Annotated in this window: 21 protein-coding genes and 1 pseudogene; 11 read left to right on the top strand and 11 right to left on the bottom strand. The window is 73.4% G+C overall.

The window, feature by feature from the left end; all coding sequences use genetic code 11:
- Nucleotides 1–9 precede the first annotated feature (9 nt).
- On the top strand, nt 10–744 hold the full coding sequence (locus tag FHS88_RS07550; RefSeq protein ID WP_184483152.1) for a formyltransferase family protein: 735 nt from the start codon (nt 10–12) through the stop codon (nt 742–744).
- A 26-nt stretch (nt 745–770) separates the two neighbouring features.
- On the opposite strand, the gene FHS88_RS07555 is transcribed toward FHS88_RS07550, so the two are convergent.
- The 3 genes and pseudogenes from FHS88_RS07555 to FHS88_RS07565 form a co-directional block, all read right to left on the bottom strand.
- On the bottom strand, nt 771–2,162 hold the full coding sequence (locus tag FHS88_RS07555; RefSeq protein ID WP_184483154.1) for a sulfatase-like hydrolase/transferase: 1,392 nt from the start codon (nt 2,160–2,162) through the stop codon (nt 771–773).
- A complete protein-coding gene (locus FHS88_RS07560; protein ID WP_338146460.1) occupies nt 2,159–2,938 on the bottom strand; it encodes an SDR family NAD(P)-dependent oxidoreductase in 780 nt (259 codons plus the stop codon). Before FHS88_RS07560 ends, FHS88_RS07555 begins: the two co-directional genes overlap by 4 nt.
- A gap of 4 nt (nt 2,939–2,942) precedes the next feature.
- Nucleotides 2,943–3,647, bottom strand: a pseudogene (locus FHS88_RS07565) (capsular polysaccharide export protein, LipB/KpsS family); the annotation flags it as partial.
- A 1,013-nt stretch (nt 3,648–4,660) separates the two neighbouring features.
- Between FHS88_RS07565 and FHS88_RS07570 the strand changes: the two are divergent.
- Genes FHS88_RS07570 through FHS88_RS07600 form a run of 7 tightly spaced genes read left to right on the top strand, consistent with a single transcriptional unit; the run spans nt 4,661 to nt 11,405 of the window.
- Complete coding sequence (locus FHS88_RS07570; protein WP_184483158.1) at nt 4,661–4,849, top strand: DVU3141 family protein; 189 nt, start codon at nt 4,661–4,663, stop codon at nt 4,847–4,849.
- Nucleotides 4,846–5,646 carry an ABC transporter permease gene (locus FHS88_RS07575; RefSeq protein ID WP_184483160.1) on the top strand — a complete coding sequence of 267 codons (801 nt, stop codon included), beginning with the start codon at nt 4,846–4,848 and terminating at the stop codon, nt 5,644–5,646. The genes FHS88_RS07570 and FHS88_RS07575 overlap by 4 nt, the downstream gene beginning before the upstream one ends.
- A 5-nt stretch (nt 5,647–5,651) precedes the next feature.
- Entirely contained in the window at nt 5,652–6,287 is a 636-nt protein-coding gene (locus FHS88_RS07580) for an ABC transporter ATP-binding protein (protein ID WP_184483162.1), read from the top strand.
- Nucleotides 6,256–7,440: a capsule biosynthesis protein gene (locus tag FHS88_RS07585; RefSeq protein ID WP_184483164.1), complete on the top strand. Its 1,185-nt coding sequence runs from the start codon at nt 6,256–6,258 to the stop codon at nt 7,438–7,440. Before FHS88_RS07580 ends, FHS88_RS07585 begins: the two co-directional genes overlap by 32 nt.
- The gene (locus FHS88_RS07590) at nt 7,430–9,262 is read left to right on the top strand and encodes a polysaccharide biosynthesis/export family protein (protein WP_246419606.1); all 1,833 of its coding nucleotides are present in this window, start codon (nt 7,430–7,432) and stop codon (nt 9,260–9,262) included. Before FHS88_RS07585 ends, FHS88_RS07590 begins: the two co-directional genes overlap by 11 nt.
- Before the next feature lie 4 nt (nt 9,263–9,266).
- Nucleotides 9,267–10,010 carry a metallophosphoesterase family protein gene (locus FHS88_RS07595; RefSeq protein ID WP_184483166.1) on the top strand — a complete coding sequence of 248 codons (744 nt, stop codon included), beginning with the start codon at nt 9,267–9,269 and terminating at the stop codon, nt 10,008–10,010.
- A gap of 3 nt (nt 10,011–10,013) precedes the next feature.
- Nucleotides 10,014–11,405 (top strand): bifunctional serine/threonine-protein kinase/universal stress protein, encoded by a 1,392-nt coding sequence (locus tag FHS88_RS07600; RefSeq protein ID WP_184483168.1) that lies wholly within the window; start codon nt 10,014–10,016, stop codon nt 11,403–11,405.
- A 22-nt stretch (nt 11,406–11,427) separates the two neighbouring features.
- Here the strand turns inward: FHS88_RS07600 and FHS88_RS07605 are convergent, their stop codons facing one another.
- Entirely contained in the window at nt 11,428–11,802 is a 375-nt protein-coding gene (locus FHS88_RS07605) for a hypothetical protein (RefSeq protein ID WP_184483170.1), read from the bottom strand.
- A 142-nt stretch (nt 11,803–11,944) separates the two neighbouring features.
- On the opposite strand from FHS88_RS07605, the gene FHS88_RS07610 reads away from it, so the two are divergent.
- A complete protein-coding gene (locus tag FHS88_RS07610; RefSeq protein WP_184483172.1) occupies nt 11,945–12,901 on the top strand; it encodes a LysR family transcriptional regulator in 957 nt (318 codons plus the stop codon).
- Nucleotides 12,902–12,982: 81 nt separating this feature from the next.
- On the opposite strand, the gene FHS88_RS07615 is transcribed toward FHS88_RS07610, so the two are convergent.
- The 4 genes from FHS88_RS07615 to FHS88_RS07630 are packed head-to-tail and all read right to left on the bottom strand — an operon-like array spanning nt 12,983 to nt 16,906.
- A complete protein-coding gene (locus FHS88_RS07615) occupies nt 12,983–14,587 on the bottom strand; it encodes a peptide chain release factor 3 (protein WP_184483174.1) in 1,605 nt (534 codons plus the stop codon).
- 42 nt (nt 14,588–14,629) lie between these two features.
- Nucleotides 14,630–15,478, bottom strand: a complete 849-nt coding sequence (locus FHS88_RS07620) for a substrate-binding domain-containing protein (RefSeq protein WP_338146461.1) — start codon at nt 15,476–15,478, stop codon at nt 14,630–14,632.
- A complete protein-coding gene (locus FHS88_RS07625; RefSeq protein WP_184483176.1) occupies nt 15,475–16,200 on the bottom strand; it encodes an ATP-binding cassette domain-containing protein in 726 nt (241 codons plus the stop codon). Before FHS88_RS07625 ends, FHS88_RS07620 begins: the two co-directional genes overlap by 4 nt.
- A gap of 1 nt (nt 16,201) precedes the next feature.
- Nucleotides 16,202–16,906, bottom strand: a complete 705-nt coding sequence (locus FHS88_RS07630; protein WP_184483178.1) for an ABC transporter permease — start codon at nt 16,904–16,906, stop codon at nt 16,202–16,204.
- Nucleotides 16,907–17,052: 146 nt separating this feature from the next.
- On the opposite strand from FHS88_RS07630, the gene galU reads away from it, so the two are divergent.
- On the top strand, nt 17,053–17,925 hold the full coding sequence (galU, locus tag FHS88_RS07635) for a UTP--glucose-1-phosphate uridylyltransferase GalU (RefSeq protein ID WP_338146462.1): 873 nt from the start codon (nt 17,053–17,055) through the stop codon (nt 17,923–17,925).
- 144 nt (nt 17,926–18,069) lie between these two features.
- Here the strand turns inward: galU and FHS88_RS07640 are convergent, their stop codons facing one another.
- Both FHS88_RS07640 and FHS88_RS07645 read right to left on the bottom strand, forming a co-directional pair.
- On the bottom strand, nt 18,070–18,588 hold the full coding sequence (locus tag FHS88_RS07640) for an OmpA family protein (protein WP_184483182.1): 519 nt from the start codon (nt 18,586–18,588) through the stop codon (nt 18,070–18,072).
- A 451-nt stretch (nt 18,589–19,039) separates the two neighbouring features.
- Complete coding sequence (locus tag FHS88_RS07645) at nt 19,040–19,255, bottom strand: hypothetical protein (RefSeq protein WP_184483184.1); 216 nt, start codon at nt 19,253–19,255, stop codon at nt 19,040–19,042.
- A gap of 78 nt (nt 19,256–19,333) precedes the next feature.
- Here FHS88_RS07645 and FHS88_RS07650 point away from each other — a divergent pair, with 78 nt between their 5' ends.
- Nucleotides 19,334–19,666 carry a DUF1491 family protein gene (locus tag FHS88_RS07650; RefSeq protein WP_184483186.1) on the top strand — a complete coding sequence of 111 codons (333 nt, stop codon included), beginning with the start codon at nt 19,334–19,336 and terminating at the stop codon, nt 19,664–19,666.
- Nucleotides 19,667–19,805: 139 nt separating this feature from the next.
- On the opposite strand, the gene FHS88_RS07655 is transcribed toward FHS88_RS07650, so the two are convergent.
- The gene (locus FHS88_RS07655; RefSeq protein WP_184483188.1) at nt 19,806–22,094 is read right to left on the bottom strand and encodes a cache domain-containing protein; all 2,289 of its coding nucleotides are present in this window, start codon (nt 22,092–22,094) and stop codon (nt 19,806–19,808) included.
- Nucleotides 22,095–22,229: the final 135 nt, after the last annotated feature.

A 22,229-nucleotide genomic window follows, 5' to 3' on the forward strand; every position in this document is an offset into this window, starting at 1 on the left:
GCCGCGCGCGTGTTGCGCGAGACGCGGCACGACGTGGTGTTCCTCGGCGTCTCGGACGCCTTCGCCGCATGGCGGTCGCGGCTCGGGCGCCACTGGCGGCAGTCCGGCCCGCGCCTGATGCCGTGGCTCTTCGTCGAGTTCGCCGCGCCGCGCCTGCTGCGCCGCGGCCGCGTCGGGCCGGTCGGCGCGGCCGCGCTCGCGCACGGCATCGCGGCGACGCGCGTTGCCGACATCAACGCGACGCTGATGCAGGAAAGGCTCAAGCAACTCGCGCCCGACCTCATCGTGACCTGCCATTTCGACCAGATCCTCGAGCCCGCGACGATCGCGACGGCGCGGCTCGGCGGCGTCAACCTGCATCCATCGCTGCTGCCGCTGCATCGCGGGCCGATGCCCTGCTTCTGGGCGGCCTTCGAGGGCAATGGCGCCTTCGGCGTCTCGGTGCACCGGCTGGTGCCGCGCATAGACGCCGGCGCGGTGCTGGCGCAGCGCGCGGTCTCGCCGCCCCCGCGCGCGAGCGTCTCGGCCATCGCGCGCGCGCTGCACGATGCCGGGGCGGAGCTGCTGCTGCAGGTGCTGGACGACATCGCCGCCGACCGCGACCGCGGCGTGGAGACGCCGCCCCTGCCCTATCGCGGCTTTCCCGACCGCGCGAGCCTCGCCGCCGCCGCGCGGCGCGGCGTGCGCCTGACCGGCTGGCGGGATTTCCTCGCGGCACGGTCGCTCGGCGGCACGCTGGCATAGGGCGGGCCCCGCCCGGGCGCCGCGCGTCAGCCCGCGACCGCCGCGCGCAGCGCCCGGTGCAGCCCCGCCGCGTCGAGCGTGCAGGGCGGGCCGCCACCGGGCCTGTCGCTGCGCCAGACCAGCATGTCCGTGTCCGTCCCGCCGCGCGCCTCCGGCAGCGCCGGGCGGTGGTCCCCGAAGGCGGCGATCACCACCGGGCGGGTGCAGCCACGCGCCGCCGCGGCGACGGCGCCGAGCATCCCATCCGTCGCCACCATGCGCGCCGCCCAGTCCGCCGCATCCGCCCACGGGCCATGCGCCGCGACAGTGATCGCGTAGAGGAAGGCGGGCCCCTGCGCGGCGGCGAGGTCCGCGACCACGCGCGCACCGAGCGCGGCGTCGGTGACCAGGCCGCGCTCGCGCGGCGCATCGGCGAAAGCCTCCGCGCCGAGGAAGCGACGGAAGCCGAGCGCGGGCAGCACGCGGTCGCGGCCGAAGAAGCGCCGGTCATGCGGATGCAGGCAGGCGGTGTCGTAGCCCGCGCCGCGCAGCGCCCAGGCGAGCGAGGCGACGGGCGCGCGCGCGAAGCGGAAATAGGGGTTCAGCCGGTCGAGCCCCATCGCCTCGTCCGTCAGGCCCGTCAGCACGGCGCATTCGGTGCGCATGGTGTTGGCGCCGAAGCCGGGCACATGGAGCCGGCCATGCAGCAGCGCCTCCGCCGCCAGCGCGTCCCAATGCGGCAGCGCGGCCGCGAGCCCGAAGCGGCGCGGGTCGCAGAAACTCTCGAGCTGCAGCAGCACGAGATGCGGCGGCACCGCGTCTTGGGGCAGGCGCGCCGCCTCGGGCGGATGCGCGGCGCGGCGCGCGCCCCGCTCGGTGGCGGCGAGGCGCGCATGGATGGCGAAGGTCGCGAGCGGCCCGAAGCGCGCCGCATCGGCCACCGGATCGCGCGCGACCGCGGCGCCGCCCAGCAGCGCGAGCGGGCGCAGCAGCACGAGGACGCAGCCCGCCGCCGCCGCCAGCATCGCGCCCCGCGCCGCGGCCCCGATCGCCAGGGCAGGCTCGAAGGCCAGGGCCGCGGCAAGGGCCGCAGCGCCGGCGCCGATCCCGCCCGCGAGCACGGGCCTCGGCACGAAGGGCAGGTAGAAGCGCGGATGGGCGAAGACCTGCCAGAGCAGGCCGCCATCGGTGAAGACCAGCGGCTCGTTCAGCGTCGCGCGCTTGGCGCGGTCGGCGACGCCGAGGAACACGCCGGCGGCGGCGACGATACCGCCCGCCAGCAGCGGCCGCGCCGTCAGCGCGAGCAGCGCGAGGAAACCCGCCGCGACGGGCAGCGCGTCCAGCAGGAGGAAGCGGTCCGCCCGCGCGCCGCGCCGCAGCCACAGCCATGCCGCCAGCGCCGGCGCGAGGCCGGCGAGCAGATGCGCCGCCGCGCTCACGCCTCGGGCGCGATGCGGAAGCGCATCCGCCGCACCGCCCAGTCCGAGACGCCGGCGGGCAGCGCATCGAGCAGGCGCAGCAGCGCGGCGAGCGGCAGCGGGAAGGCGCAGCGCCCGCGCCCGCGCAGGATCGCCGCATGGATGCGCGCCGCCGCCGCTTCCAGCCCGAGCGCGAGCGGCCGCGGCCCGATCCAGCGCTGCCCCATCGCGCTGTCGAAGAAGCCCGGCAGCGCCACCGTCACCGCGATTCCCTGCCCGGCCAGCGCCGCGCGCAGCCCTTCCCCATAGGCGCGCAGCCCGGCCTTGGAGGCCGCGTAGCCCGGCGCATCCGGCAGGCCGCGATAGGCGGCGAGCGAGGCGATCAGCGCGATCCGCCCCGCGCCCCGCGCGCGCATCGCAGGCAGCAGCGGCTCGATCAGGTGCATCGCGCCGGCGAGGTTCACCGCCACCTGATCGGTCGCGCCGGCCAGGCCTTCCCAGGCGCCGTCGGGGGTCACGCCGCGCGAGATGCCGGCATTGGCCACCACGCAATCCACCGCGCGCTCGGCATCCCAGGCGGCGAGGCGGGCGGCGAGCGCGGCCGCGTCGCGCACGTCGAGCACGGCCGTCTCCACCGCCGCCCCGCGCGCGGCGCAGGATGCGGCGGTGCGCGCGAGGCCCTCAGCCCCGCGCGCGAGCAGGCAGAGCGAGACGCCCGGGCCTGCGAAGCGCCCGGCCAGCGCCGCGCCGAGCCCGCGCGAGGCGCCCGAGATCACGATGCGGCGCGGCGGCTGCACGGCGCTATTCCGCGGCGAGGCGCGCGAGATCCGGCGCCGCCGCCTCGAGCCGCGCCACGGCATTGGCCACCGCCTCGGCGATGCCGGCCTCGCTGAAGAAGCCGCCGCGGATCAGGCAATGCGCGGCGAGCACGCGGCGCAGCGCGTCCACCAGCGCCGGGTCGGGCGGCGCGGCGGCGGTCCAGAAGCGATCGAGCCCGCCCTGGAAGGTGAGCCCCGGCATGTCGTAGTGCGCGCGGCCGAGCACCACGACGGGCTTGCCCTCGCGCAGCGCCTGCAGCCCGGCGGTGCTGTTGATGGTCACCACGCCCGCCGCCGGCGCCAGCACCGGGCCGAAGGGCAGTTCGGGCAGCCAGAGCAGCCGCCCCGCCACGCCGAGCGCCTCGGCCTCGCGCCGCGCGAGGCGCCCCCAGTCGGTCAGACCGTTGTCGAGCGGGTGGCCCTTCAGCGCGAGCAGCGCCTCGGCCGGCGCATGCGCGGCGAAGGAGCGCAGCACGAGGCGGATCGCCTCCCCCAGCCCGGCGAAGTCGGAATGCAGCCGCAATTGGAAGTCGCCCTCCAGTTGCAGCGGCATCACGAAGACCGGCCCCGGCCAGGCGCGCAGGATGCCGACGCGCCGCCAGGCGAGGCTGCGCCTGAGCGGCCGCAGCGCGCCCCGCCCGAGCCAGCCGGCATATTCGTGGAACGGGTTCCAGGCGCGGTGCGTGCGCCAGTGCGAGACGTAGCCGGCCTGATGCTTATGCGCTTATCGATAAGCGATAATGGATCGAATAGTCTCAAAAAAGCGACCTCCCGAATGCGTTATTTCTGCGTTATTACGTGGTTTCGGATATACTCATGATGCAAGTTTTTCGTTTTCTATCAATTAGTTGTTGGATTTTTCTGCCTGCCGACGTTATCAATCAGGGGTTTTATTGCGCTAGGCACGCGCACGCGTTTCGCGTATCGTTTGCCATGCGCATATCCCAGAAAGGAGATCGTTCCGCATGAATTGCGCATTTTTGGGTCATACCCCATCGGTCGGCATCACGTTCGCCGATCACGCCAAGTTGCCGGAGCACTACAAACACCTCATGAACGCCATCCGAAGCCTTGAGGAGCACTCTGCCTTCGCTCACGAGGAAGGGCACCACGAGGCCGTCCAAGTCTTGATTGCAACCGCTGGCATGCTGAGAGCGTTTGCTTTCAGGTCGGCTTGATGAAGCCCTAATGGTAGCCGCGAGGCGCAGGAGCATTCCAGAAAGTGCTGCGACGTGAGACGAGGTTGGCAGAAGCGGGCGAGGTCTAAAAAAATCCCTACCGAGAAAGCGTTTGCGGGCGAGCGAGGCGAAAGCGGACGCAAATGCCCAGCAGCGGGCGCGAACGGCAATGCCAACTTATTTCTTGACTTGTGTATGATCCTAGCGCGCGTCGCGGTGGCGCTAGTAGAGTGGGATCGAGGATGGCCGCTTTCGATGAGTGCGAACGGCATGAATCGCTCACCGCGACGCGAGGTGCTCATTGGTGACAGCGCGCTGCCCCGGCCATGGATTTGGGCGGAATGGTGTGGAAGCGTCAGACAAAGCCCATCCGCGCCTATCATCGCGTGCCGTTCGCAGCGCCTGATGTTCTGCCCCGCGGTGTAGGCCCGTGGATCGCTGCGATCGCGCGCCTGACGCCCGGGTTGATAATCAGTCTTCAGATTCGCCTTGGCATCCCTCCCCCGGCGCCGATGACACGGTCGTGCTGCCCGCCACCGGCCAGACCGCGCGGGTGCGCCTCGTGCGCGCCTACGCCGCGGCGAGCGGCCGCGAATGCCGCGAGGTGCTGGTCGGCACCGGCGGCGGCGGCACCTCCCGCCTGCTCTGCCGCGCGGGCGAGGGCTGGCGCGAGGCGCGGCCGCTCATCACCGCCGGCACGGGCAGGCCGTGAGCGGGGCCTCGGCCCGCCCCCTGCTCATCGACTGCGCGCGGCAGCAGCTGCGCGTCATCGGCGCGCTCATCATCCGCGAGATGCACACGCGCTTCGGGCGGCGGCGCCTGGGCTATCTCTGGGTGTTCCTCGAACCCCTGCTGCTCGGGGCGATGATCGCGCTGATCCACGGCTCGCGCGGGCGCTTCAGCGGCGAGACGATGCGCGCGACCTTCGAGTTCTTCGCCATCGGCTACATCCTGTTCTTCAAGTTCCGCGGCATCATCAACCGCGCGGCCACGACCATCAGCGCCAATCGCGGCCTGCTCTACCACCGGCAGGTGACGCTGCCGGACCTGTTCTACGCCCGCCACATCATCGAGGCGGTGGCGTGCACGGGCGTGCTGATCGTCTTCGTCATCGCCGCGGTGGCGCTTGGTGGCGATGCGCCGGATTCGCCCATGCAGATGATCGTCGCACTCGGGCTGATGCTGCTGCTCTCGCAGGGGCTCGCGCTGATGATCGGCGCGGCGACCACGGAATGGGAGGGGCTGGACCGCTTCGTCCACGCCTTCTCCTACGTGATGCTGCCCTTCTGCGGCGTCTTCTTCATGGTCGAGTGGCTGCCCGAATGGATGCGCGAGATCGTGCTCTGGATCCCGACCGTGCACATCTTCGAGTTCCTGCGCGAGGGCCAGTTCGGGGACAAGGTGAAGGCGACCTACGACCTCGGCTACGTCGCCGGCTGGATCCTGGTGCCGCATCTGCTCGGCCTCGCGGGGCTGAGGCTCGCGCGCCAGCGCATCGGGCTCGAGTAGGCGCCATGCTCGAACTGCTCGACGTCCACAAATCCTACCGCATGCTGGCCGGGCGCAAGCATGTGCTGCGCGGCGTCAACGCCACCTTCCGCAAGGGCGAGCGCGTCGGCGTGCTCGGCCGCAACGGCTCGGGCAAGTCCACCCTGGTGCGCATCCTCGGCGGGGTCGAGGCGCCGACGCGGGGCACGGTGCGGCGCTCGATGTCCGTCTCCTGGCCGATCGGCATGGCGGCGGGCTTCCAGACCGCGCTCTCCGGGGCGGACAATACCCGCTTCATCGCGCGCATCTACGACCGCCCGGTGAAGGAGACGGTCGAATTCGTCGAGAGCTTCGCCGAGCTCGGCGAATACCTGCGCATGCCGGTCCACACCTATTCCTCGGGCATGCGCTCGCGGCTCGGCCTCGCCATCTCGCTCGCGGTCGAGTTCGACTGCTTCCTGGTGGACGAGGCGCTGGCCGTCGGCGACACCAGGTTCGGCCGGGCCTTCGGCGCGCGGCTGCAGCGTGCGGGCCTCATCCTCGTCACGCACCAGCCCTCCCTCGTCCGCCAGCTCTGCACCCGGGCCGCGGTGCTGGATCAGGGCACCCTCACCTTCTACGAAGACCTCGATGAAGCTCTCGCCACCTACAACAGCCTTTGACGGCCCGGCCGCCGAGGCGGTCCCCGCCTGGAGCCCGGCCCCGCCCGAGCCGCCGCCCCGGCCGCGATCCCGTCTGCGGCGCTTCCTGCGCCACCCCTACACCTGGTGGGTGCTGCTGCCGACGCTGATCGCCGCGACCTATTTCTACGGCATCGCGAGCCCGCAATATGTCAGCGAGGCGCGCTTCGTGGTGCGCTCGCGCGCCGATGCGCCGCAGCTCTCGCTTGGCGCCGTGCTCACGGGCGCGGTGGGCGGCAGCGCGTCCAACGAAGGCCACAGCGTGCGCGACTTCCTCACCTCCCACGACGCGGTGATGCGCACGCATGAAAGGCTGAACCTCGTCGAGATCTGGCAGCGGGAGGAGGCGGATTTCGTCGCGCGCCTGCGCCACGACGACCCCGAGCGCCTGACCCGCTACTACAACGGCATGGTCTCGGCCTCCTACGACAGCACCACCGCGGTGGTGACGCTGCGCGTGCGCAGCTTCCGCCCCGAGGATTCCAAGGCCATCGCGGACACGCTGCTCGCCCTCTCCGAGACGCTCGTGAACAGCCTCTCGGAGCGCGCGCGCGAGGATGCGCTGCGCGTCGCGCGCGAGGAGGTGGCGATCGCCGAGCGCCGCGTCGTCGCGAGCCGCGAGGCGCTGACGCGTTTCCGCGAGCAGCAGCAGGACCTCGACAGCGCCGGCTCCGCCCAGGCCGCGGTGCAGACCATCGCGCAGCTCGAGGGCGCGCTCACCGCCGCCCAGGCCGAGCTGCGCGAGCGCATGGCCTTCATGCGCCCAGACAACCCGGCGCTGCAGTCCACACGCAACCGCATCGCCGCCCTCGAACGCCAGATCGCGGCCGAACGCGCCCGCCGCACCCAGGGCGACGGCGCGCTCTCCCAGCAGCTCGCGGCCTTCGAGCGCCTGATGCTCGAGCGCGAATTCGCCGACCGCCAGCTCGCCTCAGCGACGGCGAGCCTCGAGACGGCGCGGATGGAGGCGCAGCGCCAGCAGCTCTACCTCGCGCGCGTGGTCGCGCCCAACCTCGCCGTCCACCCGCTCTATCCACGGAAACTGATCAGTGTCGGCAGCATCTTCCTCGGTCTCTCGGTCGCCTTCGGCATCGGCTGGCTGCTCGTCGCGGGCATGCGCGAACATGCGGCCTGACTTCCGGCGCGTGGTCGCGCTGGCCGGGGCGATGCTGCTGCTGGCCGCGGGCGGTGCGCTGGCGCAGGCCAATCGCGGGGGGCTGCCGCCGGGGATCGGCGGCGTGCCGGGCGGGCTGCCCGGCTTCACCAGCGCCCCGCCGGGCCCCGGCACAATGGGCGGCGCGCCGCCCGTGGGCACGCCCGCGACGCAGCCGCCGCCGGTCTTCGACCGCCGCAGCCTCGCCGACATCCCGGGCCAGCAGCGCGGGATCGAGCGGCTGGGCAGCCCCACCCAGGCCGAGGGCGGGCCCTCCCTCGTCGCCCCGCTCGGCGACCAGGCGCGCGTCTCGGGGCCGGCGACGGCGGTGTTCGGCGCCTCGCTCTTCACCGGCCAGCCGCAATCCTCCTCCGATGCGCCCAACCCGAACTACGTGCTGGCGCCGGGGGACCGCGTCTCGGTGCGCGCCTGGGGGGCGGTGGAATCGGAGATCGTCGGCGTCATCGACCCGGCGGGGAACCTGTTCCTGCCCAATATCGGGCCGATCCCGCTCGCCGGGGTGCGCGTGGGCGACCTGCAATCGGTGGTCGAGGCCGAGATCCGCAAGGTCTACACGGCGCAGGTGCAGGTCTATGCGACCACGCTCTCGACGCAGCGCATCGGCGTCTTCGTCACCGGCTTCGTCCGCCAGCCCGGGCGCTATGCGGGCGTGGCCTCGGATTCGATCCTCGATTTCCTGGTGCGCGCGGGCGGTGTGGATCCGGGCCGCGGCTCGCACCGGGAGATCACGCTGCGCCGGGGCAATGCGACCGTCGCCTCGGTGGACCTCTACCGCTTCCTCCTCGACGGCACGCTGCCGCAGCTCCGCCTGCAGGAGGGCGACACCATCGTGGTCGGGCGCCAGCGCGCCATGGTCGGCGCCGACGGTGCGGTACGGAACAACTACCTGTTCGAGAGCACCTCCCGCGCCTCGCTGACCGGGCGCGAGCTGATCGAGCTCGCCCGCCCGCTGCCCGCCGCGACCAATGCCGTGGTGCGCGGCGTGCGCAACGCGCAGCCCTTCTCGCGCTACATGTCGGTGGCCGAGCTCGCCTCCCAGACGCTGCTCGACCAGGACACCGTCACCTTCGTCGCCGACGTCGCCGCGCGGACCATGCGCGTCACGGTCGAGGGCAGCCGCCTCTACCCCTCGGTGCTGGTGGCCGACCGCGACATGACGCTGTGCCAGATCCTCGACCACATCGCGGTGGACCCCGCGCTTGCGGACACCGAGGGCGTCTTCCTGCTCCGCCCCTCCCTCGCGCAGAGCCAGAAGCGCGCGATCGACGAGGCGCTCGACCGGCTCGAACGCCAGCTCTTCCTCGCCCCGGCGGCGACCACGCGGGTGGCCGATGCGCGTGCGCAGGAAGCGCAGATGATCACGCAGTACATCTCGCGCGCCCGCCGCACCCAGCCCGAGGGCCGGCTCGTGGTGATGGGCCCCGATGGCCGCTGCAGCCCGCTCAGGCTCGAGAACGGGGACATCATCGTCATCCCCGAACGCTCGCAGACCGTCTTCGTGCAGGGCGAGGTGAACTTCCCGCAGGCCGTGGTCTGGCGTGAGGGCTGGTCCGCCGCCCAGTTCATCGAGGCCGCGGGCGGCCTGACCCCGCGCGGGCGGATGTCCACGCTGATGCTGCGCCGCCCCTCGGGGCAGGCCATCCTCAACCCGCAGCAGGCGCCGCGCCCCGGCGACGAGCTGATCGTGCTGCCCTATCTCGACCCGAAGGTCTGGCAGTTCGCGACCGACCTCGTGACCGCGCTGTTCCAGGTCGCCCTCGCCGCCCGCGTGTTCCGGGACTGAGGCGGTGCTGATCGCGCTGCTCGCGGACATCCACGGCAACCTGGAAGCCTTCCAGGCCTGCCTGGAGCACGCGAGGGCGCAGGGCGCGGTGCGCTACATCCTGCTCGGCGATCTCGTGGGTTACGGGGCGGATCCGGTGGCGGTGCTGCGGATCGTGCGCGGCCTCGCCGCCGAGGGCGCGCTCGCCGTGCTCGGCAACCACGACGAGGCGGCCGCCCTCGGCGGCCCGACCGGCATGACCGACGCCGCCGCGGCCGCCATCGCCTGGACGCGCGCGCGCCTCGATGCCGAGGACCGCGCCTTCCTCGCCGCCTTGCCCCTGACCGCGCGGGAGGAGGGGCGCCTCTATGTCCATGCCGAGGCCTCCGCGCCCGGGCGCTGGCGCTACGTCAGCGATGCCGAGGCCGCGCGCCGCTGCCTCGAGGCGAGCGAGGCGCATGTCACCTTCTGCGGCCATGTCCATCGCCCAGCCCTCTACAGCCTCAGCCCGAGCGGCACGCTCGTCGCCTTCACCCCCGTCGCCGGCGCGCCGGTGCCGCTCGCGCAGGGGCGCTCCTGGCTCTGCGTGCTCGGCGCGGTGGGCCAGCCGCGCGACGGCAACCCGGCCGCGAGCTACCTGCTGCTCGACACCCAGCCGCTGACCGCGACCTGGCAGCGCGTGCCCTACGACATCGCCACCGCCGCGCGGAAGATCCGCGAGGCCGGGCTGCCGCCGCGCCTCGCCGACCGCCTCTTCCTCGGCCGCTGAGCCATGCGCGGGCGGATCGACGGCTTCACCGTCGGCGAGGTCCTGCACGAGGGCGGCATGGCCGTTCTCTACCGCGTCACCCGCGAGGGCGGCCCCGGGGATCCGCCCCTGCTGATGAAGGTGCCGCGCCTGCGCCCGGGCGAGGACCCGGCGGCGATCGTCTCCTTCGAGATGGAGCAGATGATCATGCCGCGCCTGTCCGGGCCGCATGTGCCGCGCGTGATCGCGATGGGCGGGCTCGAGGCCCAGCCCTACATCGTGATGGAGCGCATCGAGGGCCCCGCGCTGTCCGACCGGCTGCGCGAGGTGCCGTTGCCGGCCGAGGAGGTCGCGGCGGTCGGCGCGGCCATCGCCGATGCGCTGGACGACCTGCACAACCAGCATGTCGTCCATCTCGACGTGAAGCCGGGCAACATCCGCTTCCGCCCGGATGGAGAGGCGGTGCTGCTCGATTTCGGCCTCGCCCACCACGAGCAGTTGCCGGACCTGATCGCCGAGGAGTTCCGCCTGCCCTACGGCACCACCGCCTACATGGCGCCCGAGCAGGCGCTCGGCCGGCGCAGCGACCCGCGCAGCGACATCTTCGCCCTCGGCGCGGTGCTCTACCAGCTCGCGACCGGCGACCTGCCCTTCGGCGAGCCGCAGCACCTCGCCGGCGTGAAGCGCCGGCTGTGGCGCGATCCGGTGCCGCCGCGCCGCCGCCGCCCCGACATCCCGCCCTGGCTGCAGGAGGCGATCCTGCGCTGCCTCGAGGTCGAGCCGGCCCGCCGCTACCCCACCGCCGCGCAACTCGCCTTCGACCTGCGCCACCCCGACCAGGTGGCGCTGACCGCACGGGCCGAGCGGCGGCGGCGCGACGGGCCGCTCGCCGTGCTGCGCCGCCGCCTGCGCCGCGCCGAGCCGCCGCCGCCCGCGGCCGGCGCCTTCGCCCAGCTCCGCACCGCGCCCATCTTCGCGGTCGCGATCGACCTCGGCCGCACCGATCCCGCGCTCGAGGCGATGCTGCGCAACCAGATGCAGAAGCTGCTCGCGGGCCGGCCGGATGCGCGCCTCGCCTGCCTCAACGTGATGGGCGCCGGGCGGCTCGGCGGCGGGGCGGCGCATGACGAGCAGGGGCTGAACCGCCATGTCCAGCGGCTGGTGGAACTGCGCCACTGGGCGCGGCCGCTCCGCCTCGCAGAAGGGCGCGTCACCTTCCACGTGCTGGAGGGGGCGGATGTCGCGGAGGCCCTGCTCGCCTATGCGCGGGCGAACCGGGTGGACCACATCGTGCTCGGGGCGCGGGCGAATTCGCTCTCGCGCCGGCTGCTCGGCAGCGTCTCGGGCAAGGTGGCGGCCGAGGCGCCGTGCAGCGTGACGGTGGTGCGCCGGCGCGGCGGGGCGGCGGCGGGCTGAGCCCGGGGCGGGGCTTGCACGGCTACAGGACGGCGAAGGCCGCGCTCGCCGGCGGATGGCCGTCGCGGCGCAGCGCGGCCTCGCGGGCGGCGCGCCAGGCCTCGTGTTCGAGCGTCGCCCAGAACGGCCCGAGGCCGCGCGCCTCGGCCTCGCGGCGCGCGGCCCGTTCGAGCCGGGCCGCGCCCGCGCTGCCCGCGCCCATCGCGAGACGCGCCTCATGGGCGATGAGCAGCGCGGCCTCGGCCGGCGACAGCCCGCGCCAGGAGAGGCCGCGCGCCGCCGCCTGCCCTTCGAGATAGGCGGCTGTGGGCGGCAGGCTCACCGGGTCGCCCCCTTCGGCCCGCGCGGCGGCGAGGATGCGGCGCAGCACGCGCCGCATCCTGGTCTTGAAGAACATGATGGTCTGGCTCCAAATCATTCCTGTTCGGGAGCGGTGCCATAGGCCCTCCGCGCCGGCAGACCGAGCGAAGGGATTGCATGTCCCGGATCGAGGCGGTGCATCCGGCACGCGCCGCCCCCGGGTTTCGGGAAAGCAGCCGATGAACAGCCTCCGGGGCATGGACCTGAACCTGCTGCTGGTCTTCGAGGCGCTCTACGAGACGCGCTCGGTCAGCCGCGCCGGGGCGAGGCTCGGCCTCAGCCAGTCGGCGACGAGCCATGCGCTCGGGCGGCTGCGCGAGGCCTGCCGGGACGAGCTGTTCCTGCGCGGGGCCACGGGCATGACGCCCACCCCTGTCGCCAACCGCATCTACCCCGAGATCCACCAGGCCCTCGATTCGCTGCGCCATTCGGTCGAGGAGGCGCGCGGCTTCGACCCCGCGACCAGCACGCGGCGCTTCGAGATCGCCATGCCCCACCCGATGGGCCCGGACTACGCGCTGCGCCTGCGCGACGCCGCGGCCGCCGAGGCGCCGGGCGTGCGGCTGCGCTTCGACACGCGCACCCTCGCCGACGACGCGCCCGCGCTGATGCGCGAGGGGCTGCTCGACCTCGCGGTGGACTGGATCCCCGCCGAGGACGACCGTTTCGTGAATCGCCGCCTGTTCGAGGACGGGCTCGTGATCGCCGCGCGCGGCGGCCATCCGCGCGCGCGCAAGGGCATGGGCTGGCGCGACCTCGCGCAGGAGGAGTTCGTGCGCTGCCACCGCCGCGCGCCGGAACGCCGCCCCCGCGCGCTCCAGGGCAAGCTGTGGGACCTGATGGCCGAGAGCCGCCTGACGGTCAGCGAATACCTCGAAGTGCCCTATGTCATCTCCCGCACCGACTATCTCGGCGTCCTGCCGCGCAGCATGGCCCAGGTGGCGGAGAGGGAGTTCCGCATGATCGTGATGGACGTGCCCGGCCCGCCCATCCGCATCCCGATCTGGCTCGTCTGGCACGAGGCGCGGCGGCGCGATGCGGGCCATGCCTGGCTGCGCGGGCTGGTGGCGCGGGAGATGGTGCAGGCCGCCGCCGAACAGGGCCTCGTGCCGCCGCTGGCCGCCGCCGCGCAGTAGGCGCGGGGCTGGTGGCGCGGCCGCGCGCGAAACCAAATCTGCTACCTTGCGGACAAAGGTCGGTCCTTTGCCCGCAGGGTATCAGGCCGGCGCAAGCCCGTGCTGCTCGCGCACCGGCAGGAAGCGGATCATCGGGAACTCCTCCTCGGCACGCCGGCGGCGCCAGTCGGAGGTGAAGAAGGCGACCTGCTCGCCGTCATGGTCCTCGGCCATGTCCATGCGGTTGGCCGCGGCGAAGCGTTCGATCGCACCGCGGTCCTCGCTCGCCATCCAGCGCATCGTGGTCCAGGGCGCGGCCTCGAAGGAGGCCGGCACGCCGTATTCCGCGCGCAGGCGGGACTGCAGCACGTCGAGCTGCAGCAGCCCCACCACGCCCACGATCGGCTGCGAGCCGTCGAGCGGGCGGAAGAGCTGCACCACGCCCTCGTCCGCCAGCTCGTCCAGCGCCTTGCGCAGCTTCTTGGCGAGCATCGGGTCGTCGAGCCGCACCCGCCGCAGGTGCTCCGGCGCGAAGGACGGGACGCCCTGGAAGTTGAGTGCATCGCCCTCCGTCAGCGTGTCGCCGATGCGGATGCCGCCATGCGTCGCGATGCCGACCACGTCGCCCGGCCAGGCCTCCTCGGCCACCTGGCGGTCCTTGGCGAAGAAGAAGAGCGGCGCGTTGACCGGCACCTGGCGGCCGGTGCGGACCTGGCGCAGCCGCATGCCCTTCTCGAGCCGGCCCGAGCAGATGCGCAGGAAGGCCACGCGGTCGCGGTGCTGCGGGTCCATGTTCGCCTGGATCTTGAACACGAAGCCCGAGAGCTTCGGCTCCTCCGGCCGCACGATGCGCGCATCCGCCGGGCGCGGGCGCGGCGGGGGCGCGAAGCGCGCGAGCCCTTCGAGCAGATGGGCCACGCCGAAATCACGCAGCGCCGAGCCGAAATAGACCGGCGTCAGCGAGCCTTCGAGGAACTTCGCGAGGTCGAAGGTTGCGCAGGCGCCGGCCGCGAGCTCGGCCTGCTCGCGCAGCGTGGCCGCGCGGTCGCCCGGCACGCGGGCCTCGATCGCGGGGTCGTCAAGGCCGGTCAGGGGAATGACCTCATCCGAATCCACCATGCGCAGGGAGGGATGGAGGATGTCATAGACCCCGCGCAGGTCCGCCCCCTGCCCCACCGGCCAGGCGACCGGGCTGGCTTCGAGCGCGAGCGTCTTCTCGATCTCGTCCAGCAGGTCGAAGGGGTCGCGCCCCTCGCGGTCCATCTTGTTGACGAAGGTGATGATCGGGATGTCGCGCAGGCGGCAGACCTCGAACAGCTTGCGCGTCTGGCTCTCGATGCCCTTGGCGGCGTCGAGCACCATCACCGCGGCGTCCACGGCGGTCAGCGTGCGGTAGGTGTCCTCGGAGAAATCCTCATGGCCCGGCGTATCCAGCAGGTTGAAGACCACGCCGTCCTTCTCGAAGGTCATGACCGAGGTGGCGACGGAGATGCCGCGCTCCTGCTCGATCTTCATCCAGTCGGATCGCGTGCGGCGCGCATTGCCCTTGGCGCGCACCTGGCCCGCGAGCTGGATGGCGCCGCCTTTCAGCAGCAGCTTTTCCGTCAGCGTCGTCTTGCCGGCGTCGGGGTGGGCGATGATGGCGAAGGAGCGGCGCCGCGCGGCCTCGGCGGCCACGCGGGGGTCCGCGGGAAGGGGCATGTCCATGGCGGGGGGAACCTAGTGGCGCGCGGTCCGCGGCGCCAGCCGTCAGGCCCCCGGTTCCGTCGCGTTGGGGAAGAAGAGCTGCTCGCCGCCGATCCTGAAGCCCGCGATCGCTCCCTGGCCCTCCGCCGAGGTGATCCAGTCCACGAACCTCTGGCCATCCGCCGCCCGCACATGCGGATGGCGCTGCGGACTCACGAGCATGACCCCATACTGGTTGAGCAGGCGCCGGTCACCCTCGACCAGGACGCGCATGCCTTGCCGGTTCCGGAAGGCGATCCAACTCCCCCGATCTGCAATCAGATAGGCATTCTGCGCCGCTGCCGTGTTCAGCGCGGGGCCCATGCCCTGGCCGACTTCGCGATACCAGGTTCCGCGCCCCCGCGCGGGATCGACGCCGGCGGCCAGCCACAGCCGCAACTCGGCGGCATGGGTGCCGCTGCGGTCCCCGCGCGAGACGAAGCGCGCCCGCGCCGCGGCGATCTGCGCGAGGGCGAAGGCGATATCCGCGTTGCCGCCGATCCCGGCCGGGTCGTCGGCTGGGCCGACGAGGACGAAATCGTTGTACATCACCGGCCGGCGCGGGCCTCCGAAGCCTTCCGCCACGAAACGTTCCTCCGCGGCGCGGTCATGCACGAGGACCACGTCCGCATCGCCGCGCCGCCCGACATCCAGCGCCTGGCCTGTTCCGAGCGCGACGACGCGCACCACGATGCCGGCCTGCCGCGTGAAGATCGGCAGGATGTGGCCGAACAATCCCGTCTGTTCGGTCGAGGTGGTGGAGGCCAGGATGATCGCGCGCCGCTGCGCCGCCACCGGCGGCGAAAGAAGGGCCGCCAGCGCGGCCGGCAGGGCGCGCCGGCCTGAGCGCAACGCCCGCAACGGGGCGTTCACCACAGGAGCTCACCCTTGAGGAATGCAGCAGCCTCCGGCGCCGCGGGCGCGGCGAAGAACCGCGCCGCCGGCGCATGCTCGACCACCCTGCCGCGATGGAGGAACAGGATGTCCCCTGCCAGGCGCCTCGCCTGGCCGAGGTCGTGCGTCGTCATCAGCACCTTCGTTCCCCGTGCCGCAATGGCGGTGACGATCTCCTCCACCGCGCGGGTGGCGGCCGGGTCGAGATTGGCGGAGGGCTCGTCGAGGAACAGCATCGCCGGGTCCATCGCCGCGGCCCGGGCCAGCGCGATGCGCTGCTGCTCCCCGCCCGAGAGCCGCCGCGCCGGTCGGTGGGCGAGATCGCCGAGGCCGAATTCGCCAAGCACCGCCTGCGCCCGTGCCCGGCGCTCGGGCCCGGGCAGGCCGGCGAGCCGCAGCGGGTACTCCACATTGGCCAGCGCGCTGCGGCGAAGCATCACCGGGCGCTGGAACACCATGGCCTGGCGGCGGCGGGCGACCTCTGCCGGCAGCAGCGCCCACCGGATGACACCGCCGCTCGGCGGGAGAAGGCCGTGCAACAGCCGCAGCAGCGTCGATTTGCCTGCGCCGTTGGGGCCGATCAGCACGCTCGGCGGGCCGGCCTCGAGGCGGAAGCTGACATCCTGAAGGATTGGCACGCCGCCGGCGACGAAGCCGAGCCCTTCGACCTGCAGCGGCAGGAGGCCGGATCCCGCTCGCATCTCAGCCGGACATCCGCGCCACGCGCTCCCGCAGCAGGTGGGCCGCGCCGTTCACCGCCAGGACGATCGCCATCAGCACCATGCCGAGCCCGAGCGCGAGCGGCAGGTCGCCCTTGCTGGTTTCGAGCGCGATGGCGGTGGTCATGACACGCGTGAAGCCCTCGATGTTGCCGCCAACCACCATGACGGCCCCGACCTCGGCGCTGGCCCGACCGAAGCCGGCCAGCAGCACGGTGACCAGCGCGAGGCGGCCGTCGCGCAGCAGGGTCGGCACCGCCCGCCAGGAGGAAACGCCGAAGGAGTGAAGCTGCTCGCGGTATTCCTCCCACATCCCCTCCAGCACTTCGCGGGTCAGCGCGGCGAGGATCGGGGCGATCAGCACGGCCTGCGCGATGACCATGGCCGAGGGCGTGAACAGCAGGCCGAAATGCCCGAACGGTCCGGCCCGCGAGAGCAGCAGATAGATGACCAGTCCCGCAACCACCGGCGGCAGCCCCATCAGCGCGTTCATCCCGACGATGATGAGGTGCCGCCCCGGGAAGCGCGCCACCGCCAGCAGCGCGCCAAGCGGCAAGCCGACAAGCGCGGCCAGGGCCAGCGCCATGAGCGAGACGCGCAGGCTCAGCCCCACGATCTCCGCCAGCGCCGGATCCTGGCCGGCGACCAGCGCGAAGGCGGCGGACAGGGCGTCTTGGAAGTCGGACATCGGCGGGGCAGACCATGCGTCGGGCCTGCGTCCGGCGGCAAGCGGGGACCGGTCACGACGCCGATCGGGCCTATTCCCGCCCGGCCGCCTTGCTGCGATCCTATGCTCCTGGATTCGCAGCCGGACAGGACAAGGAATCGCCGCTCGTGCCCCTGAAGCCACTCAAGAAGGCCGTCCTGCCCGTCGCCGGCCTCGGCACCCGCTTCCTGCCCGCCACCAAGGCGATGGCCAAGGAGATGCTGCCGGTGGTGGACAAGCCCCTGATCCAGTACGCGGTCGAGGAGGCGCGCGCGGCCGGCATCGAGCAGTTCTGCTTCATCACCGGCCGCGGCAAGACCGCCATCGTCGAGCATTTCGACGTGGCCTACGAGCTCGAGCGCACGCTCGCCGAGCGCAACAAGACCGCCGAGCTCGAGGCGCTGCGCGCGCAGGCGATGACGCCGGGCGCCATCGTGACGGTGCGCCAGCAGGTGCCGATGGGCCTCGGCCACGCCATCTGGTGCGCCCGCGCCTTCGTCGGCGACGACCCCTTCGCCATCCTGCTGCCCGACGACCTGATGCTGTGCGACACGCCCTGCATGCGGCAGCTCGCGGACGCCTATCGCGAGACCGAGGGCAATGTCGTCGCCATCGAGGAAGTGCCGATGGAGCGCGTCAACCGCTATGGCGTGCTCGACGTGGCCGAGGACAAGGGACGGCTGGTCTCGGTGAAGGGCCTGGTCGAGAAGCCGCCGGTCGAGAAGGCGCCCTCGAACCTGACCATCATCGGCCGCTACGTGCTGATGCCGGAGGTGATGGGCTTCCTCAACCGGCTCGAGAAGGGCGCGGGGGGCGAGGTGCAGCTCACCGATTCCATGGCGAAGCTGATCGGCATGCAGCCCTTCCACGGCCTGCGCTACGAGGGCAAGCGCTTCGATTGCGGCGACAAGGCGGGCTTCCTGGAGGCGCAGGTGGCCTTCGCGCTGCGCCGGCCGGACCTCGCCCCCGCGATGCGCGCCATCCTCAAGGCCTACGCCTGATACCCGCCGGGCAGAGGATCACCTCCCGCCGGCCGCGTCTCGCCTGCCGGCTTCCCGCGCGATGCGGCCGGGCGAAGCGTCAGGCTTCCCGCCCGCCGGCCATGATACCCTTCGAACAACGGATCGGCCTTTGTTCGCAGCGTATCAGGATTTGGTTTCCCGCGCGGTCGCCCCGCCAGCCCCGCGCGCCATGCCTGCGGGTGAAAGGTCAGAACCTTCTCCCGCCGGCATGAGGCGCCCGCGCCGGTCGCGCGTCCGCCCGCGCGGCCCGGGACACGGGATCATCTCCACGCGGTCGTTCATCGGCTCCGGCTGACCGGGCGGCGCGAGCCGCACCGGCAGGCTGTCCCCCGCCGCCTCCACCTCGACATCCGCCGGATCAACCCCCTGCCGCGCCAGCACCGCGGCGACGGCACGCACCCGGGCAAGGGCCAGCGCCTCCGCCGCCGGGCCGCGGTCGGCATGGCCGCGCAGGCAATGCCCGGCGAGGCCGGGCGGGCGCGGCTGGCGCAGGAAGGCGAGCACGACCTCGCGCGCCTCGACGCTGACCTCGGCGCTGCCGGGGGCGAAGAGGACGGTGGTGCGTTCGGGCACGAGGCCCTGCGCGCCGGCCAGGGGGGCAAGCGCGACCACGCCCAGCATCCCGGCCGGCAGGCGCCACATGCCCGGATGCTACACCCGGGCCGGCCGGCGGTCAGGCGTGGCGGTGGCCGGCAGGGCCGGAGCCTGGACTGCCCCGCATCCCGAATGGGCTGGCGGGACGACAGCGCGCGAAAGCCCGCCGCGGCGCAAGGGGCGGCGCTTGCGTCCGCCGAAAGGCGATCCAGGGAAGGAAGGGTTTGATCTTTGGTCCGCTGCGAGCACGCGGTCGTCAGGATGGCCTGAAAAGATCACCGCAGAAGTCGTCCGCTGCGAGCGCGCGGGCCGGGCGGGCGGTCGCGCGCGGAAACCGGTCCCGCATCCGGCGCGCCGATGCCGCCAGGTGTCATACCAGCGGGCGAAAGGATTGACCTTTCCCCCGCTGGCATGGCGCGCGGGGCTGGTGGGGCGGCCGCGCGCGGAACCGAGATCCTGATACCCTGCGGACAAAGGTCGATCCTTTGTCCGCAGGGTATCAAAGCGGCTTCTGCGCCTTCTCCAGCAGGCGGCCGAAGAAGCCGGGCTTCTTCGCCGGCGCCGGGGGCTTGGGCGCGGCCTGCGCGGCGGCGCGGGCCTCCTCGGCGGCGCGGCGCTCCTTGCTCGCAAGCCACTTCTCGAGGCTCATGCCTGCCTTGGCCGCGCGCTTCGCCTCATAGGCGCGCTGCGCCTCCGTCATCTTCCGCTCGCTCATGCCACGACCTCCGGGGTGGCGGGTGAATGGCGCGCCGCGCGGCTTCCGGCAAGGGGCCGCCCATGCCAGGGTCGCGGCATGGAAGCGAAAGTGAAGGCCGGCATCTGGGTCTCGATGGCGATCCGCCTGTCCGACATGGCCGGCCGGCCGGCCGCCGTGCTGCGGAAGGGCGACCCCGATTCGGGCGGCATCCTCGCGGTGCTGCGCGGGCGGGAGGGCTGGGTCGTGCTGTCCCAGGCGCGCGATGCCGAGGGCCGGCCAGCCTGGATCCGCGGCACCGGCCCCGCCCCGGTGCCCGAGGAGACGGCGACCGCCTATGTGGAGCGCCAGGTGAAGCGCGACCCCGACCTCTGGGTGGTCGAGTTCGAAGCCCCCGACCTGATGCCGCCCTTCGAGGCGCGGATCCTCTGATGGCGCGCCGCGCCCGGCCCGGCCGGGAGGCGGCGCTGCCACGGCCGTTCGCGGCCGCCACAACGCTGCGGCCGGCCATGTCGCCCCAGGCGGCGCGCGCCGGCCACGCGCCAGGACCGGCGGTCCCGGCCCGCTGGCGTCAGGCGGCCCGCCGCGCCGGCGCGGCGAGCCCGGCCAGCAGCGCGCGCACCGCATCGGCGGTGGCGGCTTCCGTGCTCAGCGCCACGCCGACCCGCTCGGCCTCCACATGCGCCACGCGGCCGGACAGGCGGTGGCCGCCGACCAGGATCGTCACCGCCTCGCCCGCGCGCAGCGCGATGGGCGGCGGCAGGCTGAGGCCGATCCCGCCCTCGCAGAGATCGAGGCTCCGCCCCGCGAGCCGGCGCTGCCCGGCCTCGACCGTCACGGCGAGGTCGGCCGGGATGCGCTCGAACCGGCGCGCATCCCCGTCGCGGCGCAGCGAGGCGAGGAACTGCGCCACCTCCCGGTCGATCGCCGCGGCATCGCCGGCCAGCGTGTTCGAAGCCGCCTGCACCGACTCCGCCGCGCCGCCGGCCTCCTGGGCCTGGGCGGAGAGCGCCCCGGCGCGCTCGGCCACCTGGCGCATATGGGCCGCGACCCGGCCGATCACGCCGGTGATCTCCTGCGTCGCCGCGCCCTGCTGCTCGACCGCCTCGGTGATGCCGGCCGCGACCGTGTCCATCGCCTGCACCACGGCGAGCATCTCGCGCAGGCCCTCGACCGCCTCGGCGGTGGCGCGGCGCACCGCCTCGATCCGCTCGGCGATCTCGGCGGTGCCGCTCGTCGTCTGCTGGGCGAGCGACTTCACCTCCTGCGCCACCACGGCGAAGCCCTTGCCGGCCTCCCCGGCGCGCGCCGCCTCGATGGTGGCGTTGAGGGCGAGCAGGTTGGTCTGCCCGGCGATGCCCTCGATCACCCGCACCACCGAACCGATCTCGCCCGCCGTGGCGGCGAGGCTCGCGACCACGCGGTCCACCGCCTCGGCCCTTGCCACCGCGCCGCGGGTCGTGGCGGCGGCCTCCTCGGCCTGGCGGCCGACCTCGCGCGCGGCGGCGGAGAGCTGCTCGGTGGCCGCGGCCGCGGCGCCGAGCTCCTGCGCCGCCTCGCCCGAGGCGCGATGGGTGCCCTCGGCCTCGGCCTTCACCGCCTCGGCGACGCGGCGCATCGTGGCCGAGGTCGCCTGCATCCCCTCCGAGGCGCCGCGCAATTCGTGCAGCAGGCCGCTGACCGAGCCGCCGAACTCCCCGATCGCGGCGAGCAGCCCGGCCTGGCGGCGTTCGCGCCGCGCGCGCTCCTCCGCCAGCTCGGCCTCCTGCGCGGCCTTCTCGGCCAGGGCGCGGCGGAAGCCGTCCAGCGCCCGGGCGAGCGCGCCGACCTCGTCCCTCCGCTCCCCGCCCGCGACCGCGGTGTCGAACCGGCCCTCGGCGATCCGTGCGGTGGCCGCGGCAAGGCCGGTGATGGGCGCTGCCAGCCGCCGCGCCAGCAGAAGCCCCGCCCCACCCGCGGCCAGGAGCAGCGCGAGCAGCAGCCCGGCCATCAGCAGCCGCGCCTCGCTCCGCAGCGCCACGATGCCAGAGGCATCGGAGGCGACCAGCAGCACCGCCACCGGGCGGCCCGAGAAATCGGCCAGCGGCACCTCGAGCATCAGATGCGGGCGGCCGGACCAGGGGCGGATCGCGCCCTCGGCCGGGGCGGTCAGGGCGGATTGCGGGGGCGCCGGCAGCGTCTCGGCGGTGGTGGCCAGCCGGGCCATCGTCCCATCCCGCCGGGGGGCGTAGAGCGCCGCCTGCACCTGCAGCCGCGCCTGCATGGCCTCGAGGAAGGGCCTGCCGAGGGAGAGGCCGAACTCCACCGTGCCGAGATGCCGCCCCTCCCGCGCGATGGGCTGCACGCCGCGGAAGCCGAGCCCGGCCACGCCCCCTTCCAGGCCGCGGATCGGCCGCGGCCCGGCATTGGCCGCCACCACCGTGGCGCGGAAGCCCGAAAGATCGTCCCCGAACCGGCCGGGCTGATGGACGCGCAGGAAGGAGGTCGCGGGCGGGGTGTGGAACTGGAACTGCTCCACCGCCACGCTCTCGCGCCGCAGCGCCTCCTGCACCGGCGCGGTGAGGGCGAGCAGCCGCGCGCGGTCGCCACGGCCGAAGGCCTCGACCACCTCGGGCGCGGCGGCGACGGCGGCGGCCAGACCCGCCGCACGGGCGGATTCGGCCTCGACCATGAGGGTCACGGCCTGGCGCAGGCTGGCGCTCTCGCGCCGCACCGTCTCCTCCGCGAGGCGGCCCTGCGCGAACTCCGCCGCGCCGAAGGCGGCGAGGCCCGCGACGAGAACGAGGGAGACGAAGGCGAGCGCGAGGCTCGTGCGCAGGGAAGCCCCGCGCGCACGGCGCAGGGCATGGGACAGGGGCATCGGCGAATCCTCCTCGGGGGCGGAGGATGAAGGGGCATCCTTACGGAAGCCTTTCGCCGCCCCGCGCTTCGCGGATGGCTCGGCCGCCGGGGGCCGCCTTCCATTTGCCGCCATTGCGTTGCATGACCGCCCGCA

This window comes from Neoroseomonas alkaliterrae, from assembly GCF_014199195.1.
Lineage (GTDB): Bacteria > Pseudomonadota > Alphaproteobacteria > Acetobacterales > Acetobacteraceae > Neoroseomonas > Neoroseomonas alkaliterrae.